Here is a 16322-nt window from a genome sequence, read left to right on the forward strand (position 1 = left end):
TCCACCCGAGAGGTGGGCCGGCGCGGGCCGGGTGCGGGACGACCAGGGTCCGCGGTGGACGGTGCGGGAGCTCAGGCGCTCAGGCGAGCGAGAGGAACAGCTTCTCGAGCTTCGCCACGTCGAGGGTCGGGTCCGCGCCGTCCTCGGACGGCTCGGTGAGGCACTGGCGCATACCGGACGCGATGATCGCGAAGCCCGCGCGGTCGAGCGCGCGCGACACGGCCGAGAGCTGAGTGACGACGTCCTCGCAGTCCCGCCCCTCGTCGATCATGCGCACGACGGCCGCGAGCTGGCCCTGGGCGCGCTTGAGCCGGTTGACGACCTTGTCCATGTCGGTGCGGTCGAGCTCCACGGGTGATCTCCTGCGTTCGTGTCGGTGTTGCGTCGCGGTGTTGTGTCCGGGTGTTCGTCGTGCCGTCCACGGCGGCGGCCTGCCGAGGTGCTCGGCGTGCGGGGTGAGCCGCGGGCGGCTGTCAGGCGCAGGTGCAGCGCTGCTCGGGTGGCACCTCGGCCATGACCTCGTCGGCATGCAGGCCGCATCCGGTCCAGGTGGTCTTGCCGCACGCGCGGCACAGGGCGGGACTACACATGGTGTCTCCTCGGGTTCTCGGGGGCTGTCTGTCTTGGGGTCGGGTTGTCACGGATGTCAGCGCGGTGGTCGACGGGTGGCCCCCGTCGTGGTGCCGCCGTGCTCGGTATCAGCGTCGCACGGTGCCGCCTGCGGCCTGCCACGCGCCGATCCCGCCGGACAGGCTCGTCGCGGCGTAGCCGAGGGAGCGGAGCTGGCGGGCCGCGGTGCGCGAGCGCATCCCGGACGCGCACACGACGACGACGGTCGCGCCGTCCTTGAGGCGCCGCGGCCCGGCGGTCGGGACGTCGGCGAGCGGCACGTGCACGGCCTGGGGTGCGTGCCCGGCGCGCCACTCGTCGCGCTCGCGCACGTCGAGGAGCGTCGCGCCGTCCCGGACGAGCTGCACGGCCGTCGCGGCGTCGACCGTGGGGCGGACGCCGCCGTCGTCGGCGGAGCGGGAGAACAGGCGGCGGAGGCGGTCGATCATGCGGGGACTCCTTCGAGGGCGTTCGCGGCGCGCGGCGTCGTGGTCAGGGTGAGCCAGCCGCCGGAGATGTTGCGTGCGTCGAGCCCGGCGGCGAGCAGGATGCGGGTAGCGAGGTAGGAGCGCACGCCGCTCGCGCAGTGCACGGCGACGGGCCGGCCCGCTGCCGCGGCGCGCACCTCGTCGAGCCGCTCGCGCAGCTCGGTGTGCGGGACGTTGAGGGCGCCGTCGAGGTGGCCACCCGCGTGCTCGGCGCGCGACCGGACGTCGAGCACGAGCGACCTCGCGGCGACCTCGTCGAGGTCGGCCGCGTTCCACTGCGGCATGGTGCCGTCGAGCACGTTCTGCGCGACGAACCCGAGCATGTTCACGACGTCCTTGGCCGCGCCGTACGGCGGCGCGTACGCGAGCTCGAGCTCGGCGAGGTCGTCCGCGGTGAACCCGGCGCGCAGCGCGGTCGCCAGGACGTCGATGCGCTTGTCCACCCCGGCGCGGCCGACGGCCTGCGCGCCGAGCAGGCGGCCGTCGGGCGCGAAGCTCGCCGTCACGTGCACGGGCTCGGCCCCGGGGAACCAGCCCGCGTGGTGCGCCGCGTGCACGCGGACCTGCTCGTGCGCGATCCCGGCAGCGGCGAGCGTCGTGTGGCTCGGCCCGGTCACGGCGGCGGTCAGACCGAACACGCGCACGATCGCGGTGCCGAGCACGGGCGCCTGCGGCGTCGTCCGACGGCCCAGCATCGCGTCGGCGGCACGCCGGCCCTGGCGGTTGGCCGGCCCGGCGAGCGGAACCGGGCCGGTCGCCCCCGTCACGGCGTGCACGACCTCGACGGCGTCGCCGACGGCCCACACGTGCGGGTCGGACGTGCGCTGGTCGGCGTCGACGCGGATCGCGCCGCGCTCGCCGAGCGCGAGCCCCGCGGCCGCGGCGAGGTCGCTCGCGGGCCGCACCCCGACGCTCACGAGCACGACGTCCGCGTCGAGCACCGTGCCGTCGGCGAGCTCGAGCGCGACGGCGTGGTCCGCGCCGGCGCGCCGGGCCACGACGGAGGTCGCGGACGTCCCGAGGTGGAGCCCGACGCCGTGGTCGCGCAGCTCGTCCGCGAGCAGCGGCGCGAGGTCGGGCTCGAGCGGCGGGAGGACCTGGTGGGCGCGCTCGACGACGTCGACCACGAGCCCGCGCGCGACGAGCGCCTCCACCGCCTCCAGGCCGATGAACCCCGCGCCCACGACGACGACCCGCACCGGGGCGGTGCGCCCTGCCACGACCTCGGCCTCGAGGCCGGCGAGCCGCTCGGCGAGCGCGTCGAGGTCCGCGATCGTCCGCAGCGTGTGCACCGCCGGGTGGTCGAGGCCCTCGACCGGCGGGAGCACGGTCGTCGCGCCCGGCGCCAGGAGGAGCGCGTCGTAGGCGAGCTCGTAGGTCCCGCCGTCGGCCGCGACGGTGACCGTGCGCGCGGTGCGGTCGATCGCGGTGACGCGGTGCCGGGTCCGGACGTCGAGGTCGAGGCTCGCGCGGAGCGACGCCGGGGTGTGCAGCAGGAGGGCGTCGCGCTCGGCGATCTCGCCCGACACCTGGTACGGCAGGCCGCAGCCCGCGAACGAGACGTGGTCGGACTGCTCGAGCACGACGATCGACGCGTGCTCGTCGAGGCGGCGGGCGCGCGCGGCGGCGCTCATGCCGCCCGCGACGCCGCCGACGACGACGATGCGACGCGCCCCGTCGGAGTCGGACGGGTGGGTCGTCGGGCCGGAGGGCGAGAGGATCATGGGTCGAAGATACCCCGGGGGGTATCACCTCGGGCAAGTCGACCGGCTGAGAGGTCGGTCACGGGGCGCCCCGGGTGGCCGGCGTGGCACCCGCTGCCGACCAGACAGCCCTGACACCCGGGAGGCGCACGCCCGTGCCGTCGAGACCGGCACCGACTCCCTGCGGGTGTGGGCGCCGCTGCAGCGGAGGGTCGTGTTCGCTCGTCTCACCCCTGGTCGTCGCGGCGGCCGACGGCGGGGCTCGGGTGGCGCTCGACGAGCGTCGGCACGTGGTCGCGCGCGGTCCAGCGCCGGCCGACCCACTTGATCACCTCGACGAGCAGGAACACGACGACCGCGAGGCCGAGGGTCTTGCCCCACTCCGACAGCGCGATGGGTGCCGAGTCGAACCAGGTGTGCATGAACGGCGCGTAGACGAACACGGCCTGGAGCGCGAGGAGCGTGACCGCCGAGACCCAGACGACGCGGTTCCCCCGCAGCACGTCGAGCGTGAGGCTCGACCGGTCGAGGAAGCGGCAGTTGAACAGGTACGCGAGCTGGCCGAGCGCGAGCATCGTCACGGCGGTCGTCTGCGCCTCGGCGAGCGGGACGCCCTGCGCCCGCTCGACGTAGAACAGCAGGATCGTCGCGCCGCCGATGATCAGCGAGACGAGCAGGACGCGCCGCACGTACGCGCCGTCGAGGATCGACGCCTTCGGGTCGCGCGGGGCGCGGCGCATGACGTCGGGCTCCGCCCTCTCGTACGCGAGCGCGAGGGAGAGCGTGACGGCGGTGATCATGTTGATCCACAGGACCTGGACCGGCTGGAGCGGCAGCGTGAGGCCGAACAGGACCGCGACGAGGATGACGAGCGACTGCGCGCCGTTGGTCGGCAGGAGGAAGAGGACGGACTTGCGGATGTTGTCGTAGATCCGCCGCCCCTCCTTCACGGCCCGCTCGATGGTCGCGAAGTTGTCGTCCGCGAGCACGACCTCCGCGGCCTCCTTGGTCGCCTCCGTGCCCTTGATGCCCATCGCGACGCCGACGTCCGCCTGGGTGAGCGCGGGGGCGTCGTTGACGCCGTCGCCCGTCATGGCGACGACCTCGCCGTGCGACTGGAGCGCGGACACGATGCGGATCTTGTGCTCGGGGCTCGTGCGCGCGTACACGTCGACGTCGCGCACCACCTGGCGCAGCCGCTCCGTGCTCATCTCCTCGAGCTCCGGCCCCGTGAGGACGGCCGGTGCGGCGTTCTCCCCGGTGCCGTCGTCGGGGTCGACGATGCCCATCTCGCGGCCGATCGCGAGCGCGGTGCCCGCGTGGTCGCCGGTGATCATCTTCACGCGGATGCCGGCGTCGCGGCACTCGGCGATGGCGTCGATCGCCTCCGGCCGCGGCGGGTCGACGATCCCGACGAGCCCGCACAGCTCGAGCCCGTCCGCGACGTCGTCCACGTCGAGGTCGTCGGTGCCGTCGGCTGCAGTCCGCCGCGCGGCGGCGAGCACGCGCAGCCCACGCCCGCCGAGCGCGTCGATCTGCGTCTCCCAGAACGCGCGGTCGAGCGGCCCGGTGCCACCGTCCTCGCCCACCTGGGTCGTGCAGCGGTCGAGCACGCGGTCCGGGGCGCCCTTGACGTGCACGTGCAGACCGCCGTCGGGGTCGGCGTCGAGCGTCGCCATGAACTTGTTCTCGGACTCGAACGGCACGACGGCGACGCGCCGCCACCCCGTCGGGTCGACGCCGGACTTCATGCCGAGCGTGCGCAGCGCGCCCTCGGTCGGCTCTCCCACGAGCCGCCACCCGTCGGCGTCCGACTCGTCCGGGACGATCCGCGCGTCGTTGCAGAGCATCATGACGGTCGCGAGGGCCGCGAGGTCGCGGTCGTCGGCGAGGTCCGCATGCCTCGTGCCCGACGCCGGTGCGTCGCCCGAGCCGTCCACCTCGCCCGGTGCGCCGGTCGCCCCGGGGCGAGACGCGTCGTCGGGCACGGTCACGTCCCCCACGGGCGCGTACCCCGCGCCCGCGACCTCGAACGTCCGTCCGCCCGTGCGGACCGTACGCGCGGTCATCTCGTTCTTGGTGAGCGTGCCCGTCTTGTCCGAGCAGATCGTCGTGACGGACCCGAGGGTCTCGACCGCGGGCAGCTTGCGCGTGATCGCGCGGCGGCGGGCCATCTGCTGCACGCCGAGCGCCAGCGTGATCGTCACGAGCGCGGGCAGGCCCTCCGGCACCGCGGCGACCGCGAAGCCGATCGACGCCGAGATCAGCTCGGGCACGGAGAAGTCGTGCACGACGCGGCCGATGATCACCATGACGACGGCCATGCCGAGGATGAGCACCGCGAGCAGCTTGCCGAAGCGGTCGAGCTGACGCGTGAGCGGCGTCGCGAGGCTGCGGACCTCCGAGATCATCGTCTGGATCCGGCCGATCTCCGTCGCCGTCCCCGTCGCGGTGACGACCCCGACGCCCTGGCCCGCCGCCACGAGCGTGCTCGAGAAGAGCATGCTCGACCGGTCGCCCACGCCCGCGTCCGCCCCGACCGCGTCGACCTTCTTGGCCGCCGCGACGGACTCGCCCGTGAGCGCCGACTCCTCGACGCGCAGGTTCGTCGCCTGGATCAGTCGCACGTCCGCGGGGACGCGGTCGCCCGAGCGCACCCGCACGACGTCGCCCGGTACGACGTCGTCGGCGTCCACGCGCGCCCACGCGCCGTCGCGCCGGACCTCCGCGTTGACCGAGAGCATGTTGCGGATGCCCTCCAGCGCGCTCTCCGCGCGACCCTCCTGGATGAAGCCGATGGCCGCGTTGATGACCGCGACCGCGAGGATCACCGTGAAGTCGACCCAGTCGCCCAGGATCGCCTTGAGCACCGCGGAGACGAGCAGGATGTAGATGAGGATGTCGTCGAAGTGGACGAGGATCCGCTTCCACAGCGGGTCGCGCTCCGGCGGGGGCAGCCGGTTGGGGCCCACCTCCGCGAGCCGCGCCGCGGCGTCGGCGTTCGAGAGGCCACCCGCGTCCGTGCCCAGCTCGGCGAGGACCTCCTCGGGAGGGCGCGACCACGGCGCGTCGAGCGGTCGCTCGGCCGTGGGAGAGACGGTCGTGGCGGGGGTCGGTGCAGCGTCCGGCGCGGATCCCATGCCCCTATTCGACCCCCGATGACCGCATCGCGCGAGAGACGAAGGACCGTGAGCCACACCACGTCACCGGTCAGGGCGAGGAGAACGGGTTCACGACGGGAACGCCGCTGTCGACGAAGTCCTTGGTGTTCCGCGTCGCCACCGTGAGCCCGTGGGCGAGCGCGGTCGCCGCGAGCAGTGCATCGACGACGGGCAGCGGGCGCGCCGCGTGCACGGCAGGCCATCGCTGCGCGATCTCGAGCGTCACGGGGAGGATGCGGTCCCCGTACGTCTCCTCGAGACCATGGACCCACGTCTCGAGTGTGGCTGCCCGTGCGGCATCGCGGGACACGAGGCGCTGGACACCTGTGCGGATCTCGCCGATGGTCAGCACCGAGAGGTGGATCTGATGGGTCCGGAGCCCGCGGAGCCAGGCGACGACCTGCTGGTCCACGCGGGGTCGTACGAGCTCGGAGACGACGTTCGTGTCGAGCAGGTACCTCACGCGTCGATCCCGAGATCGAGCTCACGCATCGGAGTCCGGTCGCGGACGATCTCGAGGCCGTCTGTCGTGGGCGCCTGGAGGAGGTAGTCGGCGAGCTCCACGCGGATCCCCGCAAGCTCGTGGTAGAGGTCGATGCCGACGACGACCGCGATCTCCTTGCCGTGCCGGGTGATGACCTGCGGACCGTTCTCGGCTTCTCTCAAGACCTCGCTGAGGCGTTGCTTCGCGTCCTGCACCTGCCAGCTCATGCGAACCTCCCGCGTGTCCTGTCTGGACAGTCTAGACAGAATGCGGAAGGCGGCCAAGACTCGTGGCGGTGCTGGGAGAATCGACGCGTGAGCGACACCAGCACCCGGCTCGACCTGCGGGTCGTGCACGTCACCGACCCCGCCGACGACCGCCTCGCGGACTACAACCGCCTGACCGACGTCGCGCTGCGGTCCAAGCACGAGCCGGAGAAGGGCCTCTACATCGCCGAGAGCTCGACCGTCATCCGCCGCGCGCTCGCCGCGGGGCACCGGCCGCGGTCGTTCCTCATGGCCGAGCGCTGGCTCGACGACCTCGCCGAGGACATCGCCACCCTGCCGGTCGACGACGCCCCCGGCGGGACCGGCGAGCAGGTCCCGGTCTACGTCGGCGCGCCCGACGTGCTCGAGGCGATCACCGGGTTCCACCTGCACCGCGGCGCGCTCGCGGCGATGCACCGCCCGCCGCTGGATCCCGTCCACGACCTGCTCGCGGCGGCCCGCGGCGGTACGGGGGCACGCCGCGTCGCGGTCCTGGAGGACATCGTGGACCACACGAACGTCGGCGCGATCTTCCGGTCGGCCGCCGCGCTCGGGGTGGACGCCGTGCTCGTCTCGCCGCGCTGCTCCGACCCGCTGTACCGGCGCTCGGTGCGGGTGAGCATGGGCACGGTGTTCCAGGTGCCCTGGACGCGGTTCGAGACCTGGCCGGGCGGGCTGGACGTGCTGCGCGACGAGGGCTTCGTCGTCGCCGCGCTCGCGCTCGCCGACGACGCGGTGAGCCTCGACGCCGTCGTCGCCGACCCGCCCGAGCGGCTCGCGCTCGTGCTCGGCACCGAGGGTGACGGGCTCTCGCGCGGTGCGATCGAGGCGGCGGACCGAGTCGTGACGATCCCCATGGCCGGAGGAGTGGACTCGCTCAACGTCGCCGCGGCGTCGGCGGTGGCGTTCTGGGCGACGCGCGTGCCCTGACCGCGGCGCGCCCTGTCTCGGAGACGACGCCCTGCCTCCGGGAACAATCGGGCGGCACGGTGCGTTCGGCCCGTGTCCGTACGTCGTACGAGAAGAGGTTCCGTGCCGGTCCAGCCGTCCCCGTCCCTGTCTGACACCGCTCCGTCCCACGCCGCCGCTCCCTCCGACGCCGCGACGCACGCCGTCGCCGAGGAGCAGCAGCATCTCGACGCCGCGCTCGTGCGTCGCGCCCAGCTTCTCGCCGACCTGGACGACCAGCTTTCCGGGCCCACCGACCCGGACCGTCCCGGTGCCGAGGACGTCGTCGAGCGCTCCCGCCGGGCCGGGCTGCGTCGTCGGCGCACCGAGCTCGAGCGCGCGGAGAGCGGGCTCGTCTTCGGCCGCGTCGACACCGTCGAGGGGGTCACGCGCCACGTCGGGCGCGTCGGCATCGCCGCGTCCGACGACGACGCCGACCCGCTCGTGCTCGACTGGCGTGCCCCGGGCGCCCGCGCGTTCTACACCGCGACCGCGCGCGAGCCCCAGGGCCTCGCGCGGCGCCGGCACGTGCGGACCGCGGGCGACCGCGTCACCGGTGTCGACGACGAGCCGCTCGACGGGTCGGCGGCCGGGCTCGACGGCGAGGACGGCCTCGTCGGCGAGGGCGCGCTGCTGGCCGCCCTGTCCGAGCGGCGCACGGGCCGCATGGGCACCGCGGTCGCGACCCTTCAGGTCGAGCAGGACGCGATCGTGCGCGCACCGGCCGAGCAGACGCTCGTCGTGCAGGGCGGCCCGGGGACGGGCAAGACGGTCGTCGCGCTGCACCGCGTCGCGTACCTGCTGTTCACGCATCCGCACCTCGCGGAGCGGGGCGTGCTCCTGCTCGGCCCGTCGTCGCGGTTCCTCGAGTACGTCGCCCAGGTGCTGCCCGCGCTCGGCGAGACGGCGGTCGTGTCGGCCACGTGCGACGCGCTCGTCCCGGGCGTCGCGCCCGAGCGTGACGAGGGCCGGGACGTGGCCGAGCTCAAGGGCCGCGCGCTGTGGCAGGACGTCGTCGCCCGGTACGCCGACGCCCTCGTCCCGGACGCGCGGGCGCTCACGGTGCGCCTCGACGGCGAGCCGCTCACGCTCGACGCGGCACGGGTCGGCGAGGTCCTGCGGGCCGCCCGGGCGGGCGGTCGCAGCGTGCTCGCGGCTCGGCGTCGGGCCGTGGACATCCTGCTCGACGCGCTCGTCGACGAGGCCGCGGCGCGGCACGCGGAGCTGCTCGAACGCGTCGAGGAGGGGTTCGAGGACGTGCTCGGAAAGCTCGACGCCGGGCTCGCCGCGCGCGACGACCGCGCCCCGACGACCGGCGCGCGCGGCGGTGACGTCGACGGCGAGCTCACGGACGACGACCTCGACCGGCTCCACGGCGACCTCGCGCACGACGTCGGGTTCACGGCGGTCCTCGACGCGTGGTGGCCCGTCGTCGACGCCCGCACGGCGCTCGCGGACCTGCTGGGGGACGCCGCCCTCCTCGCGCGTCACGCGCCCGAGCTCTCACCCGACGAGGTCGGCCGTGTGACGGGCGAGCCTGCCGCGCTCGCGCCGAGCGACGTCCCGCTCCTCGACGCGCTCGCCGACGCGCTGGGCACCCCGGACACCCCCGGCGAGCAGGGCGAGTTCCTCGCGCAGCGCGCGGCGACGCGCCGCGACTGGGTGTACGGGCACGTCGTGGTCGACGAGGCGCAGGAGCTCTCGCCCATGCAGTGGCACATGGTGCTGCGCCGTTGCCCGACGCGTTCGGTGACCGCCGTCGGGGACGTCGACCAGACCGAGGCGCCGCACCGCCACACGGACTGGGCGGACGTCGTCGGCCCGGTCTTCGGGGAGCGCTGGCACCGCGCTGACCTGACGATCTGCTACCGCACGCCCCGCGAGGTCATGGGGCTCGTCGGGCCGGTGCTGCGCGCGGCGGGCAGCCGCAACGCGCCGCCCCGTGCGGTGCGCGACGCGGGGGTCGCGCCGCGCGACGTCGTCGTGCCCGACGGTGCCTCGGACGCGACCCTGGGCGCGGCGGTCGCGGCCGAGGTCGCGCGCCTCGCGGAGCGCTACGACGGCGGTTCCGTCGGGGTCGTGGCACCGCGCGACCGGCTCGGGCACCTGGGTGCCGCCGTGGGCGGCGTCCCCGTCCTCAGCACGTCGGAGGCGAAGGGGCTCGAGTGGGACGCGGTCGTCGTCGTCGACCCGGACGGCATCGCGGCGGAGCCGCGGGGCTGGAACGGGCTGTACGTCGCGATGACCCGGTGCACGCAGGAGCTCGCGCGCGTCACCGTGGGCGCGCCGTCCGGGCCCGGCTGACGCTCCCGCTCAGTCGCGGGAGGGCGACCGGGCGAACCGGTCGACCTCCCGCGCGACGACCTCGACGAGCGTCGGGTCGCCCAGGGGCAGGAAGTGCCCCGCGAGGGGCAGCTCGACGTTCCGGCCGCCCTCGATCCGGCCCGTCTCGGGGATGTGCGGGTCGAAGCGCGGGTACACGGCCGTGATGCGCGCGTCCACGTCGCGCTCGGCAGCGAGCGCGAGGAGCGCCGCGTCCCGGGGGGAGAACGCGCGCAGCGTGCGGCCGACGAGGTAGCGGGCGTACCGCGAGCCGCTGAAGGGGGTCGCGACCGCGACCATGCCGGCGACCCGCGGGCCGGCGGGGGAGAGCATGACGCTCTTGCCGACGAGGCCACCCTTGCTGTGGGCGACGAGCACGACGTCGCGCAGGTCCGCCTCCTCGAGGAAGCGCGCGGCGAGTCGCGCGCCCTCGGCGAAGGGGCGCCGGTTGTACCCGAGGCCGGGCACCGCGAGGACGCGGTACCCGGCCGCCGCGAGAGCCTCGGCGACGGAGGTGAGCAGGTGCCACGTCTCGAGCACCCCGGGGAGCAGGACGGCGGTCCCGCGCACGCCCGTCCCCGTCGGGACGGGGCGGCGTCGGTGCCGGACCGCCGCGACCTGGCGCGCGGCGACGTACGCGTAGTCCACCGCGCGGGCGCGCAGGTGGAGCCCACCTGTGGGCCTCCGGGTGCTCGCTGCGTCGCGCTCCGTGCCGCGGTGGCGGACGTCCGGGCGCGGGGCTCGACCGAGGGGCTGGGCCATCGCCCCAGCATGGCGCGCCGGGCGGGACGGTGCGAGGGCGCCCACCCGACCCGCAGTCCCCTGGCCCACGGACGACGGCGCCCGGTGAACCCCGTCACACGACGGCCGGGGGCTGGTTCGGACCCGGCGCCATAGATTAGCCTCACCTATGTGAGTGGAACCTCAGTTGTCCCGAGCCCGACCGGGGCGCCCGCCGCCCCGGCGCTCGCCGGGCACGACCTGCGGCTGTCCTACGACGCGCGCACCGTCGTGCACGGCGCCGCGCTCGAGCTCGCGCCGGGAGCCGTCACGGCACTGATCGGCCCCAACGGCTCGGGCAAGTCGACGCTCCTGCGCTCGCTCGCGCGCCTGCACCGCCCCGACTCCGGGACCGTCGCGCTCGACGATGCGACCGACGCGCTCGCCCTGCACCCCAAGGACTTCGCGCGGCGCGTGACGCTCCTGTCGCAGAGCCGGCCCACGCCGTCGGGCGTGAGCGTGCGCGACGTCGTCGCGTACGGGCGCCACCCCTACCGCGGCCGGTTCCGCTCCAACGACCCCGACGGCCCGCGCGCGATCGCGCACGCCATGGACGTCACGGGCATCACGACGATGGCCGACCGCGGCGTCGACGAGCTGTCGGGCGGCGAGCTCCAGCGCGTGTGGCTCGCGACGTGCCTCGCGCAGGACACGCAGGTGCTCCTGCTCGACGAGCCGACGACGTACCTCGACCTGCGCTACCAGGTCGAGCTGCTCGACCTGGTGCGCGACCTCGCGACGGAGCACGGCGTGGCCGTCGGCGTCGTGCTGCACGACCTCAACCAGGCGGCCGCCGTCGCCGACCACGTCGTCCTGCTCCACTCGGGCGTCGTGCGCGCCACGGGGCCGGCCGACACCGTCCTGACGTCGGAGCTCCTCACCGAGGTCTACGGCATCCACGTCGACGTCTACACGCACCCCCTCACGGGGCGCACGTGCTGCGAGCCGCTCGGGCGGCACGCGGCGCGCCTCGACGCGGCCGTCCTCGCCTGACACCACCGCACCACCTCTCGACCAACCCGCACCGACCCACCGCCCGGCCCCGACGCGCGGCCACCGGCCCCGCACCGACGGAGCACGGCCCGGGCACCGACAGAAACCGAAGGACACCCATGCGCTCGACCACCCGTTCCCTCGCCGCGGGCGCCCTCGCGCTCGCCACGGCGCTCGCGCTCACCGCGTGCGGCACGACCGAGGACCCCGCGACCGCCGACGACGCCGAGGCGACGACCGACACGGCTGCTGGCCCCGTCACCGTCACCGACGAGCGCGGCGAGGTCACGCTCGACGCCCCGGCGACCGACATCGTCTCGCTCGAGTGGGGCCTCACGGAGAACCTCGTGGCACTGGGCGTCGAGCCCGTCGGCCAGGCGGACGTCGAGGGCTACAACACGTGGGACACGGTCGCGCCGATCGACGCGAGCACCCCCGACGTCGGCACGCGCGGCGAGCCCAGCCTCGACGCGATCTCCGCGCTCGAGCCGGACCTCGTCGTCACGACGACCGACCTGCCGGAGAACGTCATCGCCCAGATCGAGGAGGTCGCGCCCGTGCTCGCGCTGCGCGGCTCCGACGGCGAGGACCCGATCGGCTACATGCGCTCCACGGTCGAGACGCTCGGCACCGTCACGGGCCGTGAGGACGAGGCCGCCGCCGCGCTCGAGACCTACGACGCGAAGATCGCCGAGGCCACGACGGCGCTGGACGAGGCGGGCCTCGCCGGGGCCGACTTCACCATGGCGGACGGCTGGGTCACCAACGGCGCCGTCTCGATCCGCATGTACACGCCGGGCTCGTTCTTCGGCGCGATCGGCGAGGAGATCGGCCTCGTCAACGCGTGGACCGAGGGCGGCGACCCCGACTACGGCCTCGCGCAGACCGACGTCGAGGGCCTGACCCAGCTCGGCGACGTGCAGTTCCTCTACGTCGCGAGCGAGTCGGAGGCGAACCCGTTCACGGACGGCCTCGCCGGCAACGCCGTGTGGGAGCAGCTCCCGTTCGTCACGGCCGGGAACGTGCACCGTCTGCCCGACGGCATCTGGATGTTCGGCGGCCCGCTGTCCGCGGCGGCCTACGCCGACGCGGTCGTCGAGGTCCTCACGGCGTCCTGACACCGGTCCGCACCACCACCGGGCGTGACCGCACCGGGACGACGAGAAGGCTGACGAGAACCACTGTGCTGACGAGGACATCGTGACGCGGCGCGAGCCGCGCACGACGGCGGAGCCGGACACCCTCCTCCTGGAGGACCCGGCTCCGGCCGTCGTCCCGGCGCCGGGCGCGACCGGTGACGGGGGAGCGAGGGACGGCGCGACCAGCGACCCGACGGCGGCCGCGCCGCGCGTGCGGACGTCGCGCCTCGGGATCGCGGGGGTGTTCGTCGTCGCGGTCGTGGTCGCGGCGGTGCTCGCCGCGGTGCACCTCACGCAGGGCACGGCCGACGTCGGCCCGCTCGACCTGCTGCGGCTGGCGACCGGGGGCGACGGCGTCGACCAGACGGTCGCCGTCCTCGTCGCCTCGCGCGTGCCGCGGCTCCTCGCGGGGCTGCTGCTCGGCGTCGCGCTCGGCGTCGCCGGTGCCGTGCTCCAGTCGGTCGCGCGCAACCCGCTCGCGTCCCCGGACACCCTCGCGGTCAACGCGGGCGCCTACCTCACGGTCGTGGTCGTGGCGGCGTTCGGCATCTCGATCCCGTTCTACCTCCAGGGCGGCCTCGCGTTCCTCGGCGGTCTCGCCGCGGCCGGTCTCGTGCTCGTCCTCGCGCGCGGCGGCGCCGACGGCCCGACGCGCCTCGTGCTCGCCGGGTCGGCGATCATGCTCGCGCTGCACTCGCTGACGATGGTCCTGCTCGTGCTGTTCGAGCAGGAGACCCTCGGCCTGTTCGCGTGGGGGAGCGGGTCCATCGTGCAGTCGGGCACGCGCACCGTCACGATGGCGACGCCGGTCGTCGTCGTGGGCGTCCTCGCCGCCCTGCTCCTCTCGCGCCGCCTCGACCTCCTCGGGCTCGGGGACGACGCCGCGACCGTCCTCGGCGTCGACGTGCGCCGCACGCGCGTCGTCTCGGTGCTCGTCGCCGTCCTCCTGGCGTCGATCGCGGTCACCGTCGCCGGTCCCGTCGGGTTCGTCGGTCTCGCGGCGCCCGTCGTGGCGCGGCTCGTCGCGCGGCGCGTGCCCGGGCTCGGGCGGCACGTGCTGCTCCTGCCGTTCGCGGCGGTCGTCGGGGTGATCGTCGTCCTCGGCGCGGACGTGCTGCTGCGCCTGCTGCTCCCGGGCACGCTGTCGATCGCGGTGCCGACCGGCATCGTCACGACCGTCCTCGGCGCGATCCTCCTCATCTGGCTCGCGCGGCGCCTGCGCGACTCCGGGCCGGCGTCGTCGCGCGGCGCGCACGGCGCGCTCAGCCGCCCGCGCTCGCGGCGGGCCGTGCTCGTGGTCGTCGTCGTGCTGTCGCTCGCGGTCGCCGCGGCCGCCGTCGCGGGCCTGCTGCTCGGCGACCGGGTGGTGCTGCTCGGCGACGTGGCGAACTGGTGGAACGGCGTCGCCGGTCGCCACGTGACGTTCGTCCTCGACCAGCGCTTCCCGCGCGTGCTCGCCGCCCTGCTCGCCGGCGCCGCGCTCGCGCTCGCCGGCACGATCGTCCAGGCCGTGTGCCGCAACCCGCTCGCCGAGCCCAGCCTGCTCGGCGTGACGTCGGGCGCCGGGCTCGGCGCCGTGACGATGATCCTCCTCGTCCCCGGCGTCGGGATCTGGCCCATGTCCGCCGCCGCGGCCGTCGGGGCGTTCGCGGTGTTCGGCCTCGTCTACGGGCTCTCCTACCGTGGCGGTCTCAGCTCGGACCGGCTCGTGCTCATCGGCATCGGCGCGCAGGCCGGGGTCATGGCGCTCATCACCCTCCTCGTGGTCGTCGTCGCGCCGTGGGACGTGAACCTCGCGCTCACGTGGCTCTCCGGCTCGACGTACGGGCGCACGCTCGAGCAGCTCATCCCCGTCGCGCTCGCGCTCCTGGTGCTCACCCCGCTCACCGCCGTGTTCCGGCGCGACCTCGACGTCCTGGCACTCGACGACGACACCCCGCGCGTCCTCGGGGTCGCGCTCGACCGCACGCGCCTGCTCCTGCTCGGCGTCGCGGCGCTGCTCACGGCCGCGGCCGTGTGCGCGATCGGGGCGCTCGCGTTCGTGGGCCTCGTCGCGCCGCACGCCGCGCGGGCGCTGGTCGGCGCGCGGCACGGCCGGGTCGTCCCTGTCGCGATGCTGCTCGGCGCGCTCCTGGTGTCCGTCGCGGACACGCTCGGGCGCGTCGTCATCGCCCCCGAGCAGATCCCCGCGGGCCTCGGCACCGCGCTGCTCGGCGCCCCGTACTTCGTCTACCTCCTGTGGCGCAGCCGCGGCCGGGGCGCGTGACGCGTCTCACGCGCCGGGGGGCGGGTCCGGGGCCCGGACGGGTTGACCCCGCCGAGGGCGCGTAGGTTAGCCTCACCTGTGTGAGTCAGTCCGTCGCCGCACCCAACGCCCGTGCCCGTCGTCCCGTCGCCCGGGCGACCGCTCCGTGGCGCTTCTTCGACGTCGAGGTGGCGCGCGTCGAGCAGCTCACGCCGAGCTTCCGCCGGTTCACGTTCACCGGCCCGGAGCTCGACCTCTTCGGCGACCCCGGCCTCGACGTGCGGATCAAGTTCGTCCTGCCCGCGCCCGACGGCGGCTACGAGCACCTCGTGCGCGACGCCGAGTCCTGGTACGCCGCGTGGCGCGACCAGCCCGAGGAGCGGCGCAACCCGCTGCGCACGTACACGACCGTCGCGGTGCGTCCAGAGGTGCGCGAGGTCGACGTCGACGTCGTCCTGCACGGTGACGCCGGCCCCGCCTCGCGCTGGGCGCTGGCCGCCGAGGTCGGCACGCCACTCGTCCTGCTCGGCCCGGACGCGACGTTCGACGGCCCGGTCGGCGGCATCGAGTTCCGCCCCCCGACCCGTCCGCACGCGCTCCTGCTCGCGGGCGACGAGACCGCCCTGCCCGCGATCGCCGCGATCTGCGAGGACCTGCCCGCAAACGCGTGGGGCGAGGTCTACGTCGAGGTGCCGCACGTCGGCGACGCGCGCGACCTCGTCACGCCCCCCGGCGTCCGTGTGACCTTCCTGGCCCGCGACGACGTCCCCGGCGGGTCGCACGACGCCCACGGCGCGCGCCTGGTGCCCGCCGTCAAGGAGGCCGCCGAGCGCATCCTCGGTGCGGGCGTCCTCGGGACGGACCCACCCGCCCAGTGCCGCACCGCGGAGGACCTGGAGGACGTCGACGTCGACGCGTCGATCCTCTGGGAGGTACCCGGGCTGCTCGAGGAGGACACCGTCCTGTACGCATGGCTCGCGGGCGAGGCGAGCGCGATCAAGACGCTGCGGCGCCACCTCGTCGCCGAGCTCGGCGTCGACCGCCGCGCCGTCGCGTTCATGGGCTACTGGCGCGAGGGCCGCGCCGAGAGCTGACCCGCCTGCACGAGACGCGAGACGTGGCCCCCCACCGAGCACGGTGAGGGGCCACGTCTCGCATCTGGGCGCGCCGTCGCGACCGCGCGG

General features: G+C 75.0%; 13 protein-coding genes. 6 read left to right on the plus strand and 7 right to left on the minus strand.

All coding sequences use genetic code 11. The features are described 5' to 3' along the window. Positions 1-79: 79 nt before the first annotated feature. The 6 genes from FIC82_RS10725 to FIC82_RS10750 all read right to left on the minus strand — a co-directional run bounded on the left by FIC82_RS10725 (position 80) and on the right by FIC82_RS10750 (position 6672). Positions 80-352, minus strand: coding sequence for a metal-sensitive transcriptional regulator (locus FIC82_RS10725; protein ID WP_168731743.1), 273 nt, complete (start codon positions 350-352; stop codon positions 80-82). A gap of 346 nt (positions 353-698) precedes the next feature. Continuing rightward, on the minus strand, positions 699-1058 hold the full coding sequence (locus FIC82_RS10730; protein ID WP_154798543.1) for a rhodanese-like domain-containing protein: 360 nt from the start codon (positions 1056-1058) through the stop codon (positions 699-701). Continuing rightward, entirely contained in the window at positions 1055-2821 is a 1767-nt protein-coding gene (locus tag FIC82_RS10735) for an FAD-dependent oxidoreductase (protein WP_154798544.1), read from the minus strand. The genes FIC82_RS10730 and FIC82_RS10735 overlap by 4 nt, the downstream gene beginning before the upstream one ends. Positions 2822-3027: 206 nt before the next feature. Then, positions 3028-5940, minus strand: coding sequence for a cation-translocating P-type ATPase (locus FIC82_RS10740; protein ID WP_154798545.1), 2913 nt, complete (start codon positions 5938-5940; stop codon positions 3028-3030). Between the two features lie 70 nt (positions 5941-6010). Continuing rightward, positions 6011-6424, minus strand: a complete 414-nt coding sequence (locus FIC82_RS10745; protein WP_168731744.1) for a type II toxin-antitoxin system VapC family toxin — start codon at positions 6422-6424, stop codon at positions 6011-6013. Beyond that, positions 6421-6672: a type II toxin-antitoxin system Phd/YefM family antitoxin gene (locus FIC82_RS10750; protein ID WP_154798546.1), complete on the minus strand. Its 252-nt coding sequence runs from the start codon at positions 6670-6672 to the stop codon at positions 6421-6423. The genes FIC82_RS10745 and FIC82_RS10750 overlap by 4 nt, the downstream gene beginning before the upstream one ends. 87 nt (positions 6673-6759) lie before the next feature. On the opposite strand from FIC82_RS10750, the gene FIC82_RS10755 reads away from it, so the two are divergent. Both FIC82_RS10755 and FIC82_RS10760 read left to right on the plus strand, forming a co-directional pair. Continuing rightward, positions 6760-7641 (plus strand): TrmH family RNA methyltransferase, encoded by an 882-nt coding sequence (locus tag FIC82_RS10755; protein ID WP_168731745.1) that lies wholly within the window; start codon positions 6760-6762, stop codon positions 7639-7641. A 102-nt stretch (positions 7642-7743) separates the two neighbouring features. Continuing rightward, on the plus strand, positions 7744-9963 hold the full coding sequence (locus FIC82_RS10760) for a HelD family protein (RefSeq protein WP_253691041.1): 2220 nt from the start codon (positions 7744-7746) through the stop codon (positions 9961-9963). 9 nt (positions 9964-9972) lie between these two features. Here FIC82_RS10760 and FIC82_RS10765 read toward each other — a convergent pair whose 3' ends face one another. After that, a complete protein-coding gene (locus tag FIC82_RS10765; RefSeq protein WP_253691043.1) occupies positions 9973-10743 on the minus strand; it encodes an alpha/beta fold hydrolase in 771 nt (256 codons plus the stop codon). 150 nt (positions 10744-10893) lie between these two features. Here FIC82_RS10765 and FIC82_RS10770 point away from each other — a divergent pair, with 150 nt between their 5' ends. The 4 genes from FIC82_RS10770 (at position 10894) to FIC82_RS10785 (ending at position 16232) form a co-directional block, all read left to right on the plus strand. Then, positions 10894-11754 (plus strand): ABC transporter ATP-binding protein, encoded by an 861-nt coding sequence (locus tag FIC82_RS10770; RefSeq protein ID WP_168731746.1) that lies wholly within the window; start codon positions 10894-10896, stop codon positions 11752-11754. 119 nt (positions 11755-11873) lie between these two features. Next, a complete protein-coding gene (locus FIC82_RS10775; RefSeq protein ID WP_154798547.1) occupies positions 11874-12872 on the plus strand; it encodes an ABC transporter substrate-binding protein in 999 nt (332 codons plus the stop codon). An 82-nt stretch (positions 12873-12954) separates the two neighbouring features. Then, positions 12955-15159 (plus strand): iron ABC transporter permease, encoded by a 2205-nt coding sequence (locus FIC82_RS10780; RefSeq protein ID WP_269808393.1) that lies wholly within the window; start codon positions 12955-12957, stop codon positions 15157-15159. A gap of 80 nt (positions 15160-15239) precedes the next feature. Then, positions 15240-16232 (plus strand): siderophore-interacting protein, encoded by a 993-nt coding sequence (locus FIC82_RS10785; RefSeq protein ID WP_168731747.1) that lies wholly within the window; start codon positions 15240-15242, stop codon positions 16230-16232. Positions 16233-16322: the final 90 nt, after the last annotated feature.

Source organism: Cellulosimicrobium protaetiae (assembly GCF_009708005.2).
In the GTDB taxonomy this organism is placed as follows: domain Bacteria; phylum Actinomycetota; class Actinomycetes; order Actinomycetales; family Cellulomonadaceae; genus Cellulosimicrobium; species Cellulosimicrobium protaetiae.